Here is an 18,634-nt window from a genome sequence, read left to right on the forward strand (position 1 = left end):
TCTTTAATCAGTAAATAGTGTGAATTCATGGGATAAATTGAAGATGAATATCTCCAATCATCTACAAGACTGGTTTATATATTTATGCCAGCTTAAACGATTACAAAATAGCTTTATATCAAAAATCTGATTAAGATCATTATAAATAATGATCTTGAGTATGCTGCTATTTCAACATGTACACGCAAAGCTCGTACAAGACTTACGACAGCTTAAGCTGTCGCAATATCAGATTCAGGCTTTTTTGCAGCCTGTTGTACCTCGTGTTCTACAACATGAACCGTTTCTTTAGCGATTCGACCTTCTTCATCGGTTGGAATTACCCAAATTTGAGGGCCTGTTCCTGCATCAATTCGACCTTCTGTTCCACGTTTTAAACCATCATTCTGTTCTTTGCTAAGGTTGAAACCGAAGTGAGGTAAGTAAGCAACAGTTTTTTCACGAATGTAGGCAGAGTTTTCGCCAATACCACCAGTAAAGAACAAACCATCGATACGTGGTAAGCCACAGCTTAATGCAGCCAGAGATTTGGCTAAACGATAACAGAATACTTCAATCGCTAAAGTTGCATCTTCATTGCCTTGTTCTGAGGCATCAATCAAGGTACGCATATCATTTGAAAGATCAGATAGGCCTAGTAAACCTGATTCGCTGTTTAGCATTTTATCAATTTTATAGATATCCCAACCTAAGTTTGAAGCAAGGAAGCTATGAATGCTAGGATCAACATCACCACTACGTGTGCCCATCACCACGCCTTCGAGCGGGGTAAGTCCCATGGATGTATCGACACTTTGACCGTTCCAGATTGCGCAAGTTGAGCTACCGTTGCCTAAGTGTGCTGTTAACCAACCGCCATGTTTGTAGCTACCCGCAAGTTCAGAACCACGTTCAGAAACATACGCATGACTGGTACCATGGAAACCATAACGACGAACATTGTGTTGTGTATAAAGAAACTTTGGTAAAGCATAACGATATGCATGTGCAGGCATGGTTTGATGGAATGCTGTATCAAATACTGCAACCTGTGGTAATTCAGGGAATAGGCGCATTGTCGCATCAATACCGACTAAATGAGCAGGATTATGCAGCGGTGCAAGCGGTGTTGCTTCACGAATTTTTTCTACAATTTCAGGTGTCAATAATTCCGCTTTGGTTAAGGTACCCCCGTGAACGACACGGTGTCCAATGGCTTGAGGCTTATATTGTGATAAGCGACCTAAGATAGTTTCTAAAGCTTTTTCATGGTCTGCATAAGGAATTGACAGTTCAAGAGGCTGATTACCCGCCGTGATTCCTTTAATACGTGCATCAGCAGAACCTAGGTTTTCTGCTAAACCAAAGATTCGATCTTCACGACGTTCAGAAACAAGCGCATATTTGATTGATGAAGATCCGCAGTTAATTACTAATACTGATGTAGACACGTTTGAATACCCGAAATTATAATTTAAAAAAGTCATCCTGATTGATCTGATTATGCTTGTTTATATAGGGCAAATTAGATCGGCAGTCATGTTGTACCATGTGTAGTTTTTTTGTCCTAGATAGACTTTAGGTGATTAGACTTTTGGACTATCGACCTGATATTGATTAATAATTAATATTTATCAATTGATTGTTAAAAATTATCACTCATTGCCGTTTTTATCTATCTGCATTATATAGTTTCTTGTAAATAATCTTGTCCTATAAAAATGATGTTGTTTTGGTGTTTTAAAATTTAATTAATTGTTTTTTTATAAAAAAAATTGAATTTAGTTATATTTTAACGATGTATTAAAAGTAAAAAACTCAGCATTTATTGTTAAGATAAATGCTGAGTCGAGTTATTCATGCTTGGAATTAATGACGAATCTGACCATCTCCCAAAACAATCCATTTTTGAGAGGTTAATCCTTCAAGACCAACTGGACCACGGGCATGAATTTTATCTGTAGAAATCCCAATTTCAGCACCTAAGCCATATTCAAAACCATCAGCAAAACGAGTCGAAGCATTGACCATGACCGAACTTGAATCTACGCGTGTCAAAAATTGACGCGCTAAGCTAAAGTTCTCGGTGATGATTGCATCAGTATGATGTGAACCATACTTGTTAATATGTTGAATGGCTTCCTCAATCCCTGTCACAATTTTCACTGCTAAGATTGGGCCTAGATATTCTTCATACCAATCCTCTTCACTTGCTGGTTTTACAGCGTTGCCTAAGATTTTTTGAACATTTCTACAACCACGTAATTCAACGTTTTTTTCTGCATAAAGCTCGGCGATACGTGGTAAAAACTCCTCAGCGATTTTTTCATCAACCAAGAGAGTTTCCATTGCATTACATACACCATAACGATGTGTTTTGGAGTTTAATGCGATAGGAAGTGCTTTATGTAGATCAGCTTGAGCTTCAACAAAAACATGGCAATTTCCATCAAGGTGTTTAATCACTGGGATGGTTGCCTCATTGGTGATGCGTTCAATCAAGCTTTTACCACCACGAGGTACAATCACATCAACATATTCAGACATGGTAATTAATTGGCCCACTGCAGCACGGTCAGTGGTGTTTATCACTTGTACACAAGTTTCAGGTAAGCCCGCTGCTTTTAAACCATGTTGGATGGCTTCAGCAATTGCTTGATTTGAATTCAATGCTTCAGAGCCACCACGTAAAATGATGGCATTGCCAGATTTTAACGCAAGTGAGGCAGCTTCAAGGGTAACGTTTGGGCGTGATTCATAAATCATGCCGACCACACCTAAAGGCACGCGCATTTTACCAATCTGAATACCTGTTGGGCGGAAAGCAAGATCCGTGATTTCACCAATCGGATCGACAAGACCAATGACATCTTTTAAGCCTTGTAACATTCCTTTAAAGCGTGTGGGGTTGAGTTCTAAACGATCAAGTAAAGCACTATCCAATTGATTGTCACGACCTTTGCTCATGTCAATTTGGTTGGCGGCCAAGATTTGCGGTTGACTATTTTCCAAAGCAGTATAAATCGCAGATAAGGCATTATTTTTTGCAAGTGTAGTTGCGCCTGCCAAAACACTAGCGGCTTGGCGTGCTTGCTTCCCTACAGTTTGCATATACTGTTCAATTGAGTCTTGCATAGCAGTTTATTTGATCATTAAAAATTTCCCTTTGATAGTAGCAGTCTAAGTAAAGCCAAGGAAGTATTTCACTGAAATAAACTTATTTTGTGTTGCCAGAACTCAGAATATTTTGCAAAGTCTTTTGCCATTTAAACTGGATAAACGGTCAATTTAGCGATTGCGTATAAATCACACATCTGTAAGAATGAAACAATAAGGACATTGAAGTGATACAGAATTTATACGTATCACGAATTTGAAAGAATAATGCGGGTCAAAATCTTGCATATTAAAAGAATAAAGCAAGGATGGAGGAAGGATATGAATTCCATTATCCAAATGGACACAGAATCACACCAATCTTTATCAAGCTTTGGTTTTTTCGACATATACCACAAAAATAGTTTTAAGCAGGAACCAAGAACAACTTGGATTGATGGCTGGAAAATTGAGTATATGGCGATCGCAGATCCACGAACAATTCACAATACCCCTATTGTGATTGTGGGTGGAGCATTCCAAAACTTTAACTCATATAAATATTGTGTAGAGCAGTTTTTTGAAAGTGGCCCAGTCATTCTGATTGATTTGCCCTCAATGGGCGCCAATCAACAAATCACCAATATCGATTCTGGCTTATCAGCAGGTACATTAGAGTTACCAGATCTTTCTCGTATGTTGGGACAGTGGCTTGATATTGTCGCGATTGAAAAGGTTGCCGTGGTGGGGATATCTTTAGGTTCTGTGATTGCTTCATTTTTTGTTGATCAACGTCCAGAATTGGTCGAGAAAATGATCCTGATGGGCGTCATGCAAGAAACGCGTAAAAGCTGGCGGATGCTGTTAGAAGAATCATTGATGCTGATGAAAGAACAACGTATGGGGGAGTTTGGTCAAGCGGTCATTTTGTATTTAGTCAATCATGCTAAATTAGACAAAACCCGAATGTCGCCTACAGCAAAAAGATTGTTCTTTAAGCAAATGGCTGAGTTTTCTCATACAGAACAAGAACGTTATGAAATCAATTGTAATCGCTTATTGCGGTTAAACCATGTGCCGGTCCCTCAAGTCAATACGCTGGTGGCATGTGGTCAATACGACAGTTTTACCTTACCCCATGAAAATGCAAACTTTGCTTTGCAATGTCCAGACATGCAGTTTGCAATGATTGCCAATGCAGATCATGTTCCACAATTACAGCGTCGTAAAGAAACCATGACCTTATTCACTACTTATTTAAAAGGTGATTCTATTCAAGGGCTAGATGGCATTGTTAATTTCACACGGGAACAAATGCAACATATCGAGCGCCGTGGAGAACAACGTATTCAAGTGCTTGATCCGCATCGCCAGTTGAGCCACCGCCATTCAAATAGAGTGATACAGGTAGATGTGATTGATTTAAATTATTTTGGTCTATTGATAAGCCTTGATCATCAACAGGATTTAGCTTTTGTCAATGAACATACCCGTGATTTGGCTTTAAACTTAAGTGATGATGAAGGTGAGTTTGCGATTGAATGTTTGATTTTTGAAACATCTGAATTTGGTGTTCGCGCTCTATTTAAGCATGGTAGCTTTGAAAATGCAGATCGCTTATTACGCTTTATCGCGCGCCAAACTCAAACAGTACCGGTGTGTATTGAACAAGAAAATGCTGTAGCTTTAAGGTAGTCAGGGTTTATTCTGTTAAAAAACCAGTCTTTTTCACTGGTTTTTTATAGTTAGGAGTTCAAGTCTCGATCATAGCAACAAATGATTGCTTTATCGTTGTGCATCAATCATCCACACCAAATCACCTAGATGTTCTTCAGCATCGTGTTCAATTGAATTTTTATTAAAATAGGAACTAGGCTGGATTACTTCAACTTTTTGAAAACCAGCTTGATAGATAAAATTTTTCACTTGTTCTGGATTGATAAAGTGAAAGGTAAAAGCACTTCGAGACATGATTTTTAATAGCTTGCTACTATTCCAAATCACTTTAGCCAGTTTGTTTTTTACAGGTTCAGGATAGAGGTCTGTGAGATAATGTAAGCTCTTGAAGTCTTGTCCGTACTGGGAAATCGATTGAATCAATTGTTGTAAAAGTGCTTTGGTAAAGTAGTTAATTAAACCTTCACTGATCACAACGAGCGGTCGTTGGGGATCAAATACGTCAAAGGCTTTTTTAAAATCGTCTGTAAATAAATCTACAGACAATACATCTGGGCTCGCGTTATCAATTTGCTTAAGCGCTGCTTGCTTAGTTTTTGCCATATCGGGCAAATCTAATTCACGATAATCAATCGTGGGATAATGTTGCCTAAACCACCAACCTCTTGGTGATAGTCCTGCGGCTATTTCTAATACTTGTAAGTCAGGAGACTGTTCGATCAGTTTAGCTAAGCGCTCATCTAACATAGTATGACGTTGTTTGAGTGTGGTACGCATACTGCCGCCTACATATTTTTCTCCCCAACTTTCTATTGGATGGGCAATCATCGCTAAAGTTTTACCCTTTGATGTAGCAAATAATGGATGAGAAATTCCCATTTTATACCAAATATAGCCTGTGTAATGGGCTGTAAATGAGATATGGCGGTGCTTTGAAAGTTGTTGGTCTGACATAGTTATCCTTAACTTATATTTTTTCTAATTCGATGATTACGAAAACAATTAAAAAGAAGACTAAAATTTAATTTTACTCAGTTCTTCTTTTTTATCCTTCCCAATGCACTATTTAGAGATATGCATTTTAAGCTTTTTAAACTGTTAAAAAGCTTAAATTTTTCTCTTTCTTTTTATAAAAAGAAAGAGATGTTAATTTTTCTAGATCAACATCATATAGATGTGTTTCTATTCTTTTTAAAGTGAATTTTTAAATTCTTCAATGACTCTTTTGACAGTTTGCCATTCATTTCCAAGCTCAAATTTTTCACCAATGGTGATATCTGGAATTTTGCCACGCATACGTTCTAAACGTGCTTGATTTGGTAATGGTAGATTGTTAATTCCAGCCAATGCAATACATGCTGATTCACGATTATTACACACCAAGCCCATATCGCAACCAGCTTCGAGAGCAGCTCGGATACGTGCGTCTGCTCCGCCTGCGACACAAGCAGCTTGCATACTTAAATCATCTGAGAATAACACACCATCAAATTGAAGTTCTTGACGTAAAATCGTTTCAATCCAATAGGGTGAAAAGCCCGCAGGATTTGGATCTACATTTTCATAAATAACATGTGCAGGCATAAGTGCATCCAGCTGGGTTTGTAACTGAATAAAACTTTGCATATCATTATTATAAATATCTTGGTATTCACGTGGATCAATTGCTGCAGCAACATGAGAATCTGCTTTAACTGAACCATGTCCAGGGAAGTGTTTGCCTGTAGTTGCCATACCAGCACGTTGCATCCCTTTCATAAATGCACTAGCTAGGGGCACAATATCTTGTACATTTTTTGCAAAGGCGCGATCGCCAATCACATCACTTATATCATTGAGATCTAAAACAGGGGCAAAACTAAAATCAATCCCGACAGCAAGCACTTCAATTGCCATGAGCCAACCACATTGTTCAACCAGTGTTAATGCTTTTTCAGGTTGAGTTAAGTAAAGCTCACCAAAATGCCCCATAGCTGGTAGTAGAGTAAACCCTTGTTTTAAGCGTTGTACTCGCCCCCCTTCTTGATCAACTGCAATAAGAATGTCTGGGCGAATTTGGCGCATATGATCGGTTAATGCGCGAACTTGTGCAGGTGATTCTATATTTCTTGAAAATAAAATCATGCCACCGACTTGCGGAGTTTGTAATAGTTCAATATCTTCTTGAGTAAGTTCTGTGCCTGCAATATCAAGCATCAATGCGCCGATCATAGGAATCCACGGTTGTATTTATTTAAACTGGGAAACAATACCCGATTTCTGCAATGATTTGCTACACTTAGTCAGTACAGATTATGCTAAAACTACACAACATAAACAGATAAAGTCGTTTAAGATATTGAAACTGTTGAGTTCAGATTGAAAAACGATATAGAAATTGGAAAACCCAAGGAAGTATTAAGAATTTATGAAAATTCAAACTCTCGCTTGCGCTATAGCACTTGCAACAGGTGGTTTATTCTTTACCCATACCATCAATCAGGCAATGGCGGAAACCAATGCTACAAACGTGTCTCAATCGATTCATCCTTCACAAGATCAAGCTTTAGTGACACGTCAACTTGCAACATTGATTGACCGTCAGCATTATTTGAATATGCGTTTAGATGCAACCACATCAAATCGTATTTTAGACATGTATATTGATAGCCTCGATCCAGAGCACACATTATTTTTAGCTTCAGAAATTGAACAATATAAAAAACAGTATGGTGCAACACTTGGCGCAAAACTAAAAGCAGGTGATTTGTCTGGACCATTTGCGATTCATGCGCATTATCGAGCGCGTTTAAAAGAATTTTATGAATTTGAATTGGCTGAACTCAAAAAGACACAGAACTTAAATCAACCGAATGAGTTTATTGATGCCGATCGTGAAAAAGCTGCGTTTTTTGCAAGCAAAGCCGAGTTGCAAAACTATTGGCGTAAAATGCTGGTGTCGCAATTAATCAATCTCACTATTGCTAAGCAAGAAGATCAAGCCAAACAAAAAGCATTAAAAGATGATCCAACATTGGCCAATGGTCAGGATTTAGCCGCATCAGAAGATCTTACACCGGTTCAAACGCTTACCAAGCGGTATACCCGCCAACTAGAGCGTATTGGACGAACCAAGAGTGATGATGTGCTGGAACGTATCCTCAATGCAATGACCTTGACCTACGATCCGCACAGCAATTATTTTCCACCTGTTGATGCCATGGAGTTGAATCGTCAAACCACCTTACAACTTGAAGGTATTGGTGTTTCGATTCGTCCTGAGCGTGGTAATGAAGACTACACCAAGATTGAAACTATTGTAGATGGTGGGCCGGCAAGTAAGACTGGACAGGTTAAATCGGGTGATCGCATTATTGGTGTTGCACAAGATGGCAATAAGATGGTCGATGTGATTGGCTGGCCAAGTTCCGAAATTGTTGGATTGATACGTGGGAAACGTGGAACCAAAGTTTCAGTGAAATTGTTAGCTGCTGGTGCCTCTATGAGCCAAGCGCGAGTTGTCACAATTACTCGTGATGTGATTCAAGAAGAAGATGCTGGTGTCCGTTCACGGACTGTGGAACTTACACGTGATGGTAAAAAGCATAAGTTTGGTGTTTTAGAAATACCATCTTTCTATTTGAACTATCGTGCACGTCGTGCAGGGACTGAATATCGCTCTGTTTCAGAAGATACCAATAAAGCATTGAAGTCACTTGCAGCACAAAATGTTGAAGGCATTATTATTGATTTGCGTAATAATCCAGGTGGTTCTTTAGAAGAAGTTGCGAAAATGATTGGGCAGGTAATTAAAGAGGGCCCAGTGGTTCAAATCCGTGACGGTAACGGGAATGTGAGTGTGTTTGAAGACACCGACGGTGGTGCTCAAACTTATTCAGGACCTTTGGCTGTTTTGGTTAACTTAGCATCAGCTTCTGCCAGTGAGATTTACTCTGCTGCACTCCAAGATTACGATCGTGCAGTTATTTTAGGGAGCACAACAACAGGTAAGGGAACTGCACAAGTTCAATTAGATAGTCTTGCTTATGGTCAAGCGACCTTAACTCAGCGTAAATTTTATCGTGTTACAGGTGGAAGCACACAAAACAAAGGTGTGATACCAGATATCAAATTGGTTGATATTTACGATGAAGAGTTTGGTGAGCGTAAAGCGAAAAATGCCCTGAAATGGGATACGATTCCGACTGCGCCATTTAAACGTGAAGGTTCAATTCAACCTTATGTGGCACAGCTTGGTGAAAAATCAAAAGTTCGTACGGCAGGCGATTCTCAGTTCCAATATTTAGAGACGCGTAAAGCGATTGCTCAAGAAGCTAAAGATCAGAAACGAATCTCTCTAGATATTGATAAACGTAAAGCGGAGTTAATAGCGCTTGAAGCAAGAACATTGGCTGCAGAGAACAAACGCCGTACTGAAACAGGACTAAAACCATATTCAAATTGGGAAAGCTACCAAGCAAGTTTGGATGCTTTGGCTGAGTCGAGAGCAAAAATGAAAGTAAACCAGCGCCCAGCTTTGCCAGAAGAAGAGACTTTTGTGAATGAAGCTGCCAACGTTCTGTTAGATTTGGCACATCTAACAAGTAAATAACTAAAAATTCTATTTAGGTAAAATAAAAAAGCATATCTCGGGTATGCTTTTTTATTTCGATTTAAAAAATAACTTGACGTTCAATAGGATAGTGATATTTTAAGTAAAACGAACGCTCTTTAAAAAAGGTGAACCTTCTCGCAATTTTAGGTTGTATATATAAAGGTTGCTTATAACAAAAATAGGTTCATTACTGGAAGTAAATTTTTATGAGTTATATGAGTTATGATAGTAATCTCGTAATAGGCTCTGCATGTATTGCAGTTATCATCTGTTACGTAGCTATTTCATTAGAACAACTCATATTTACGCAACATTCGCCTCGCCAACAAAAAATTATATTATGCTTGAGTGGCATGGTTTTTGGGTTTGCAATTTGGGCAATGCATTTTATCGGAATGTTGGCTTGTGATCTACCACAAGGTTATTCCTTTGATCTAACATTCACAGTGATTTCATATATTATTGCTGCATTGGCGTCGACTTTTGCGATTTGGCTGACAACTCAAGAAACTTTGCCTATTGTACGGCTGATTTTGGGTGGATTGTTGATGGGGTTGGGAATTTCTGGGATGCACTATATCGGCATGCTGGGTTTAAATATTCCAAATCAACAAGTTGATTATGATGTTATTTTAGTGATGCTCTCAGTCATCATGGCTATAAGTGGTTCAGGATTGTCTTTCTGGCTCGCCTTTAAATATAAGAATTCTTTTAATCATAAGATGCTCTATAAAATTGCTGTATCGATCATGATCGCGCTCAGCATTGTGGGAATGCATTATATTGGTATGGCTGCGGCGACGATCTCATCGGTGCATGAAAAACATTTTGGAAGTCAACTACACGAAGGACAAGGTATTTTATTGTTTACCATTATTTTTGTAGCGAGTTTGATCCTTGTTTCTGCTTTTTGTGTAGCGATTTTAGAACGAAGATTAGAAGAACGTAGTTTACAGTTATTACAAGCCAATAAAGAGCTTGAAGACTTAGCACTTCAAGACAATCTGACTAAACTTCCAAATCGATTATTTCTAGTTGAATACACAGATGCTTTATTTTTAGGTTATAAAGAAATACAGACTAAAATTGCGTTTATTTATATTGACTTAGATCGCTTTAAATCAGTCAATGATGCGTTTGGTCATCATATAGGTGACGAACTTCTGGTTAAACTCGCACAGCGTTTATATCCTTTGCTCAAGGACGGACAAAGACTTATTCGTATTGGTGGAGATGAGTTCATTCTGATTCTTGAAGATTCTAATCGTAATGAAGCTGAAGAAATTGCTGAATTATTCTTACAAAAAATACAAGATGGGTTTCAAATTTCAGGTAAAGAAATCAATATTTCTGCCAGCATTGGAATTGTATTTTTTCCAGATCATGGGCAGAACTTACAAGATTTATTGATTAATGCTGATTCAGCCATGATGCAATCGAAAGAGCAGGGTCGTAATACTTTTAGTGTTTATAGCAGTTCTTTAGACCAACAACACCAAAGCCGAAGTCAATCTAAACTCATCAATGATTTATATAAAGCAGTAGAAGAACAACAATTTATTCTATTTTATCAACCTAAATTCACAGCCGACTACCAAATTTGTGGCGTAGAAGCTTTAATCCGTTGGAAGCATCCAACCCTAGGCTTACTTGCACCGAGCATGTTTATTGATGGTGCTGAGCAAACGGGTCTGATTATTCGTATGGGTTATTGGGCTTTAGAAAAAGCATGTAAGCAAATTCAAGAGTGGGAAGATAAAAAATATGCTTTTGGTCCCATCGCCGTAAATCTTTCAGCTGTGCAATTTGAACATAAGCATTTGATTGAAACTTTAGAAAAATTGATTCAAAAATACCATGTCAAGAATGGTAATTTAATTATTGAGATTACTGAATCTACAGCGATGCATCATATTGATGACAGTATTCAAACCTTTGAGAAATTAAGAAATTTAGGTATCCGACTGGCAATTGATGATTTTGGAACGGGCCATTCGAGTTTCTTGTATTTAAAAGATTTACCAGTAGATGAATTAAAAATAGATCGAGAATTTATCCGTAATTTGTGTGAAGGTTCAAAAGAACAAATCATTTTAGAAAGTATTATTCATTTGGCGATTCGTTTGGGTTTGGTGGTGACGGCAGAAGGTGTTGAAACTGAACAACAGGCGCAGATTCTTAAACGCTTAGGTTGTCAGCAATTACAAGGTTATTTGTTAGGCATGCCGCTACCGGTAGATCGTTTAGAAACTAATTATAGTATGGTTAAAGCTGTACCTTAAATATAAAAATATTGAATCATGTGACGAATTTAAACTGTCATTAAAACTAAATTTAAGATGATTATAATCTGATTTTACTTGGAATTTAAAATAATATAGTAGTTTTTTTCTCAGCAATATTAGTCGATTTATCGATTTTCTAAGTCCTAAGTCAGCTTTTCATTAAATATAATAAAATTTTTTAAATATTTTTATAGTAGTGTTTATTAGTTTCTTCGCTTTAAAAAGATACTAGTTTTATCTTGTTAGTTTAGGATTTTTTTTAAACCGTACTTACTATTTTTTCTAATATTGAATAAAAATCAAATAGATGTTGATTTTGAATTAAGTTTTATAAGGAGCCGGATGATAATAGTTAATCTTTTTTTAATAATCTGAAGTAATAAAAATTAATTTATATATTGAGCCTCTTGTAAAAATTTTTTTAGCTATATTAATTTAGAGTTAGAAGTTATTTTTTATCTTTAATATTAATTGGTTTATATGTTTTATTCTGAATGTGAAATATTTTAAGTCTTAAGTAGATGCTTTTTATTTAAATTAAATGACAGCTTTTTAGTATTAATATGTATTATCTTATCATGATAATTCTATTTAGTTTGTTTTTTAGGCATCATTCACAAGCGATTGTTAAAATTATAAATCAACGTGAAATCCTTTCTCATTCTAGCTTTATCTCAAAGGGAGAAGAAACTTTCAATAAAAATATTATTCACTCAATATGATCATTTTTTGATTTATGAAATATATCTGTTTTAAATGTGCATTAAAGCTTCTGGTGTATTAAACACCTTTTAATCAACTAAATTTTATATAAAATAACAAGTTGTGTTGGTGTTAGTTACTTTTTTTTGAAGCATATGTTTTTTTGTTCTTAGTTTAAATTATTCTCTAAAAAATTTCATAAAAGAAGTAAGGTTTTAAAATTCATGGATATAAGCTGGCTATTTTCTTGTTTTTTAATATTTTAAAAGATGAGAAGTTCAATGAGGAATACGTTTTTTCACCAAAATCAGTTTCTATTTATAATTAGCTTAACGAGTAATTTTTTTATAATTTTCTATATTATTTTTATTGCATCGACTGTGAAGGCTGAAATGATATTAGCCAAACCAGAGAAAAATTTAAAGAATAAAATTTCTCAACTTTTTGCTCCTGAAACTGATCAAAGTTATAAATTTGTTGAGTTGCAAAAACTAAGCAATTTGCAAGTAGATCAAAGTCAATTTCAAAAAATTGGAAATGAAGGTTTTTTTCCTACTGTACCTAATATTTTAACACATGATTCTATTAATTTAATTGATGCTATCCATTATTCAATTCAACAGAATCCTGATATTTCACAGGCGATTGCTAATTTAGCAGCAGAAAATGCAGGCGTTGATTTTGCAAAAGCTGGTTATTATCCGCAATTATCAGGAGGAGTCAGTACTGGAGATTTAACAACAGGAGAGCGTGGCCGCCAGTTACTCAGTTTAAATGCAACCCAGATGGTTTATGATTTCGGGAAAATAAAGTCTGGAGTTTCAGTAGCGCAAGCTAAGGTACAACTTGAACAAGCAAATGTCTTAGTCAGTATTGATGATATCGCTTTAGATGCATCCCAAACTATTATTAATATTCAGCGCTATTTACGATTAAATAAAATTGCTGAGCAACAAATAACGGGTATTCAACGAATTAAGGATATCGCAAATTTACGCGCAAATGCTGGAATCAGTAGTCAAGCTGACCCAATTCAAGCTCAATCTTATCTAGAGTCAGCGCAATCAAGTTTAATTGCTCAACAATCTTTGTTACGCCAATATCAGCAACATTTACGCATTCTTCTTGGTGTAGATATTTTTAATAAGGTTTGGCTGATTCCTGACGATCTTGTTATGCAATCTGATTTATATGGTGAACCTCAATTTAATATCATTCCTAAAATGATTGTAGCTCTAGCTAAGGTAGAAGTTGCAAAAGCCCAAAAAGAACAAACCCGATTAACTCGTTATCCAACGCTTGCGGTTAAAGGTTCGCTAAATCAGGCCTTAAATGGTCGTAATCCGAATAATGGTAGAGATGATGGGTTTTATAGTTCCATTATGCTTGAAGCGACCAGTCAGTTTTACCAAGGGGGGGCTAATTCTTCGCAAGTTAAAATGGCGAGTTATGCGGAAGAAGCTGCCAAATCAGAAGTGAACTCAGTATACCGAGATGTTCTAAATCAGATTAGAACGAGTCGTGAACAAATTGAAAACAAACAGCGCCAAATACAAGTTTTAGCAAATAGACAAGAAACAACCGTTCGGACCCGAGAGCTATATCAGGAACAATATAAGCTGGGAACACGTTCATTGGTTGATTTACTTAATGCTGAACAAGCAATCCATAGTGCAAATACAGAGCTCGAGACAGCACGTTATGACATCTATAACAGTATTGTTCAGTATATTGCCGCAACAGGTCGTTCGCGACAAGTTTATGGCTTAAACAATATTTCAATTCAGGGGTTCGAAGTTCAGCCATGACGACAAAAAAAAATTATCAACCCTGGTTACAAGCAATACTCACGGTTGCAAAGTATTATCGGATTGAGCCATCAGAAGAAAGAATTCGCTTACAATTGGAATGGAATCAAAACCAAAAGCTGGATGACATTTTACTATTGATCGCCCGTCAGGTTGGATTAAATCTACGTAAATCTAATTTTTCTGTAGAGCTTTTAAACCCATGGCTTTTACCTGTCATTTTTGAACTAAATGATGGACAAGTTGGGGTCGTTGATAAAGCAGATAAGCAAGGAAATGTTAATATTCAATTTAGTGGTGATCAAGGTTTATCACAAAGTATTCATATAGATTTATTAAAAGATAAAATCAAGTATGTATACACTTTGCGGCCAGAGACTTCAATTCCTGATGCTCGCATTGATGAATATATTAAGCCATATCAAGAAAATTGGTTCTGGTCGATTGCCTTACGCGATTGGAAGCGATATATAGATATAATGTTTGCCTCTTTGATTGCAAACATATTGGCATTGGCAACCATTATATTTTCTATGCAGGTTTATGACCGTGTCGTACCTTCACAATCTATTTCAACATTATGGGTATTAGCTGGTGGGGTATTAATTGCGGCGATCTTTGAATTCGTATTACGTGTATCTCGTGTCTATCTGTCTGATATTATTGGTAAAAGAGCTGATTTACGTATTTCAGATCGCGTTTTGGGACATGCACTAAGAATTAAAAATAAAGATCGCTCAAAATCGACGGGTAGTTTTATTTCTCAAATCCGTGAACTGGAAGGTGTTAGAGAACTTATTACTTCAACTACAATTGGTGCAATTGCTGACTTACCCTTCTTTTTTCTTTTTCTGTTCATTTTTGCTTTCATTGGTGGAAATCTATTTTGGGTGATGTTGTTGGTTATCCCGCTTATGATTTTACCCGCAATTTTGGTACAGAAAAAATTGGCGCAGTTAGCACAAGAGGGGATGCGTGAGTCGGCTATTCGAAATGCAATATTAGTAGAGGTGGTTCAGGGTATAGAAGATATCAAGTTATTGCGGGCAGAATCTCGTTTCCAAAATCAATGGAACCATATGAATGAGATTTCCGCTGATATCGGGATGAAACAACGTAAAATTGTCGGCACTTTGATGGCCTGGACGCAAAAACTTCAGGGTTTAACATACGCTATGGTTGTTTTAGTGGGTTGTTTTGCTGTCATTGATGGTGAAATGACAACGGGTGCTTTGGTTGCATGCTCAATTTTGTCATCACGAATGCTCGCTCCAATTGCCCAGATTACAGGAATTTTGGGACGTTTACAGCAGACCAAAATAGCGAAACAAAGTTTAGATGAGCTGATGAAGCGACCTATTGATCAAGCTGAGCGTTCTCATTTAGTTCACAAGCCGGTTTTGAATGGGGACTATGAGTTAAAGAATGTTTTGTTTCAATATGGAGATGAGGATCCTAAACCGAGTCTTATGATTCGTCATTTAAAAATTCGAGCAGGTGAAAAAGTCGCCATATTAGGTCGTAATGGCGCAGGTAAGTCTACTTTGTTGCAATTGCTATCAGGTATGCAGGAACCCAATCAAGGTGCAGTTCATCTCGATGGTCTAGATTTATCTTTAATAGATCCATCTGATGTACGACGTGATATGGGCTTACTCAATCAGAATGCATATTTGTTCTACGGCACGATTCGAGAAAATTTGACCCTAGGTGCGCCTTTAGCAACAGACGATGACATATTAAATGCTTTGACTGTTACAGGAGCTCTTGCTTTTATTCAAGAAAAGAAGGAAGGACTTGACCATCTGATTTTGGAAGGAGGTATTGGTTTTTCTGGAGGGCAAAAACAAGCATTTCTTTTGGCTCGGTTACTCATTCGTCAACCAAATATCCTCTTGCTGGATGAACCTACAGCTTCCATTGATGATGTCTCAGAAAAACAACTAATTGATCACTTAAAAGATTGGTTAGCTCATCGAACGCTTATTGTTGCAACTCACCGCCGGGCTGTCTTAGAACTAGTTGATCGCATTGTTGTCGTTAATGATGGAAAAATTGTCATGGATGGGCCAAGAGACGAGATATTAAGTCAATCAACTATTCAACACAATAATGTTAAACAAGGAGATAATTCATGAGCGAGCAACAAGAAAAAGATCGTTCAATGAATGTTTCCTATACTGAACCATCTTTACCCCGTGTGAGCTTAATCATTTGGATTGTAGGTATTGGCTTTCTGATTTTTTGTATTTGGGCTTGGATATTTAAACTTGAGGAAGTATCTACAGGAGTAGGAAAGGTTATCCCTTCTTCTAAAGAGCAGGTAATACAATCTTTGGAAGGGGGAATTCTCACCAAATTAAATGTACAAGAAGGTGATATTGTTGAAAAAGGTGAAATACTGGCACAGTTAGATCCTACTCGTTTTGCATCAAATGTTGGTGAATCCCAATCTTTACTGGTGGCAGCTCAGGCAACAGCAGCTCGTTTACGTGCAGAAGTGAATGGAACACCATTAGTTTTCCCTAAGATTGTTACAACAGATTCAATGTTGGTAAGTGAAGAAACGGCGCTGTATCAGTCTAGACGAGAGGATGTGGAGCAAACCCTGAAAGGGTACAAAGAGGCTTTACAGTTGGTAAAGCAAGAGTTAACTATGACTGAGCCATTGGTTGCTAAAGGAGCTGCGAGTGAAGTTGAAGTTTTACGCTTGCGTCGTTCGGCAAATGATTTACAAAATAAAATGAATGATGTTCGAAATCAATATTATGTGAAAGCACGGGAAGAATTAGCTAAAGCCAATATGGATATCCAAACTCAACAACAAGTGGTTGTGGGGAGGACCGATAGTTTGGATCGGGCTATTTTTAGAGCCCCCGTGCGCGGTGTTGTGAAAGAAATTTCGGTGACAACACATGGCGGTGTTATACCGCAAAATGGGAAGTTTATGACGATAGTTCCAATTGATGAAAAGCTTTTGATTGAGGCTCGAATTTTGCCACGTGATATCGCTTTTATTCATCCCGGACAAGAAGCACTAGTAAAAATTACAGCATATGACTATTCAATTTATGGAGGATTGAAAGGTAAAGTGACAGTGATATCTCCTGATACTATTCGAGATGAAGTAAAGCAAGATCAGTTTTACTATAGAGTATATATTCGTACGGATTCTGACAAACTTTATAATAAAGAAAAAAAATCATTTGCAATTACACCAGGTATGGTGGCGACTGTAGATATTCGTACAGGTGAGAAAACAATATTGGATTATTTATTAAAACCATTTAATAAAGTAAAAGAAGCATTGCGCGAAAGATAAATTTTAAAATATAAGTATGAATTTTTAATATAAAAATTCATACTTATTTCAAAATGTTTTTATTATTTTAAAATATGAATTTTATTATTTGGATTTTAAAACATAATAGTCTAATAAATGTATTTTATACATTAAAACAAAATAAACTATTGAAAATTAATAAATATCTCTAATTTAATAATTGAGATTAAAAAATATACTGAATTTTTATTTTTTTTGTGTGATGAAATTCATGTATATAATTTATTTCTGTGTTGAGGTTTGCCTTTATTTTATCTAATTTATTCCATAGTTTGGGCTCTTTTTATTTAAGAGCTTTAAATTGGATTCATTTAAATAAAATCCTTTAAGGGGCAGAAAATATGTCAGAAATACAAGTTGTTTCTAAGGAAAGCCATAAGGTCTTAGAAACCACAACAAAAGATAATGTTTCACTTTCAGAAGCATCCGTAGTTTTAATAAAGGTCAATAAAGATGATGTTTCTGAAATAAAACAAGATGGTAGGAATGCAATTATCACTTTAAAAAATGGTGATAAAATTGTAATAGTTGATTTTTTTAATGGCGGTAATTATTCAACTGATAATAGTTTAGTTTTTGAAGATGGCAACCATAAATTAGTTTGGGTGCAATTTACAGATAGTAATGGCGCATTATTAGAAAATATCACATATAGTTATATAGATGATATAGAACCACTACTTTATCATGATGGTGCAGGCTCGCCATGGGCATGGTTATCAGTACCATTAACTGCTGCAGGAATTTTGTGGTGGGCGAATGATAATGATAGTAATAATGGTAAATCTTCAGTAAAACCTGACACTACTCCACCAACAGCTCCTGTAGTAGATCCAATTAATGGAAAAGATCCTATTACAGGTACAGCTGAGCCAGGCTCAACAGTCACAGTCACTTACCCAGATGGTACCAAAACCACAGTTGTTGCTGGTCCAGATGGAACTTGGACAGTGCCAAATCCTGGTTTAAAAGATGGGGATGAAGTTAAGGTAATCGCGACAGACCCAGCAGGGAATAATTCATTACCAACGGTCGTCGTTGTAGATGCTATTCCACCAACAGCTCCTGTAGTAGATCCAATTAATGGAAAAGATCCTATTACAGGTACAGCTGAGCCAGGCTCAACAGTCACAGTCACTTACCCAGATGG

General features: G+C 36.7%; 10 protein-coding genes and 2 pseudogenes. 8 read left to right on the forward strand and 4 right to left on the reverse strand.

The window, feature by feature from the left end:
• Positions 1–212: 212 nt before the first annotated feature.
• A complete protein-coding gene (locus WFN33_RS18920; protein WP_336954570.1) occupies positions 213–1,430 on the reverse strand; it encodes an acetate/propionate family kinase in 1,218 nt (405 codons plus the stop codon).
• Positions 1,431–1,848: 418 nt separating this feature from the next.
• A complete protein-coding gene (locus tag WFN33_RS18925) occupies positions 1,849–3,114 on the reverse strand; it encodes a glutamate-5-semialdehyde dehydrogenase (protein WP_336954572.1) in 1,266 nt (421 codons plus the stop codon).
• Positions 3,115–3,417: 303 nt separating this feature from the next.
• Here WFN33_RS18925 and WFN33_RS18930 point away from each other — a divergent pair.
• Positions 3,418–4,465: pseudogene (locus tag WFN33_RS18930) on the forward strand (alpha/beta fold hydrolase); the annotation flags it as partial.
• 77 nt (positions 4,466–4,542) lie between these two features.
• Positions 4,543–4,770 (forward strand): annotated as a pseudogene (locus WFN33_RS20495) (alpha/beta fold hydrolase); the annotation flags it as partial.
• A 90-nt stretch (positions 4,771–4,860) separates the two neighbouring features.
• Here WFN33_RS20495 and WFN33_RS18935 read toward each other — a convergent pair.
• Positions 4,861–5,706 (reverse strand): class I SAM-dependent methyltransferase, encoded by an 846-nt coding sequence (locus tag WFN33_RS18935; RefSeq protein ID WP_336954574.1) that lies wholly within the window; start codon positions 5,704–5,706, stop codon positions 4,861–4,863.
• Positions 5,707–5,943: 237 nt separating this feature from the next.
• Positions 5,944–6,963 carry a beta-N-acetylhexosaminidase gene (gene nagZ / locus WFN33_RS18940; RefSeq protein WP_336954575.1) on the reverse strand — a complete coding sequence of 340 codons (1,020 nt, stop codon included), beginning with the start codon at positions 6,961–6,963 and terminating at the stop codon, positions 5,944–5,946.
• A 196-nt stretch (positions 6,964–7,159) separates the two neighbouring features.
• Here nagZ and WFN33_RS18945 point away from each other — a divergent pair, with 196 nt between their 5' ends.
• From WFN33_RS18945 to WFN33_RS18970, 6 genes are all read left to right on the forward strand, one after another.
• Positions 7,160–9,343, forward strand: coding sequence for a carboxy terminal-processing peptidase (locus WFN33_RS18945; protein WP_336954577.1), 2,184 nt, complete (start codon positions 7,160–7,162; stop codon positions 9,341–9,343).
• Between the two features lie 209 nt (positions 9,344–9,552).
• On the forward strand, positions 9,553–11,628 hold the full coding sequence (locus WFN33_RS18950; RefSeq protein WP_336954578.1) for a bifunctional diguanylate cyclase/phosphodiesterase: 2,076 nt from the start codon (positions 9,553–9,555) through the stop codon (positions 11,626–11,628).
• Between the two features lie 1,097 nt (positions 11,629–12,725).
• On the forward strand, positions 12,726–14,141 hold the full coding sequence (locus tag WFN33_RS18955; RefSeq protein WP_336954580.1) for a TolC family protein: 1,416 nt from the start codon (positions 12,726–12,728) through the stop codon (positions 14,139–14,141).
• Positions 14,138–16,279, forward strand: coding sequence for a type I secretion system permease/ATPase (locus WFN33_RS18960; protein WP_336954581.1), 2,142 nt, complete (start codon positions 14,138–14,140; stop codon positions 16,277–16,279). Before WFN33_RS18955 ends, WFN33_RS18960 begins: the two co-directional genes overlap by 4 nt.
• The gene (locus WFN33_RS18965; RefSeq protein WP_336954582.1) at positions 16,276–17,463 is read left to right on the forward strand and encodes an HlyD family type I secretion periplasmic adaptor subunit; all 1,188 of its coding nucleotides are present in this window, start codon (positions 16,276–16,278) and stop codon (positions 17,461–17,463) included. The genes WFN33_RS18960 and WFN33_RS18965 overlap by 4 nt, the downstream gene beginning before the upstream one ends.
• A gap of 362 nt (positions 17,464–17,825) precedes the next feature.
• On the forward strand, positions 17,826–18,634 hold an 809-nt coding region (locus tag WFN33_RS18970), incomplete at its 3' end, for a BapA/Bap/LapF family prefix-like domain-containing protein (RefSeq protein WP_336954584.1).

Source organism: Acinetobacter sp. AS167 (genome assembly GCF_037152175.1).
Classification (GTDB): domain Bacteria; phylum Pseudomonadota; class Gammaproteobacteria; order Pseudomonadales; family Moraxellaceae; genus Acinetobacter.

What these genes read in the sequence shown, in the direction of transcription:
- WFN33_RS18965 (WP_336954582.1), top strand. Translation starts at nt 16,276, where the DNA reads ATGAGCGAGCAACAAGAAAAAGATCGTTCAATGAATGTTTCCTATACT.
- WFN33_RS18955 (WP_336954580.1), top strand. Translation starts at nt 12,726, where the DNA reads ATGATATTAGCCAAACCAGAGAAAAATTTAAAGAATAAAATTTCTCAA.
- nagZ (WP_336954575.1), bottom strand. Translation starts at nt 6,963, where the DNA reads ATGATCGGCGCATTGATGCTTGATATTGCAGGCACAGAACTTACTCAA.
- WFN33_RS18950 (WP_336954578.1), top strand. Translation starts at nt 9,553, where the DNA reads ATGAGTTATATGAGTTATGATAGTAATCTCGTAATAGGCTCTGCATGT.
- WFN33_RS18935 (WP_336954574.1), bottom strand. Translation starts at nt 5,706, where the DNA reads ATGTCAGACCAACAACTTTCAAAGCACCGCCATATCTCATTTACAGCC.
- WFN33_RS18960 (WP_336954581.1), top strand. Translation starts at nt 14,138, where the DNA reads ATGACGACAAAAAAAAATTATCAACCCTGGTTACAAGCAATACTCACG.
- WFN33_RS18925 (WP_336954572.1), bottom strand. Translation starts at nt 3,114, where the DNA reads ATGCAAGACTCAATTGAACAGTATATGCAAACTGTAGGGAAGCAAGCA.
- WFN33_RS18945 (WP_336954577.1), top strand. Translation starts at nt 7,160, where the DNA reads ATGAAAATTCAAACTCTCGCTTGCGCTATAGCACTTGCAACAGGTGGT.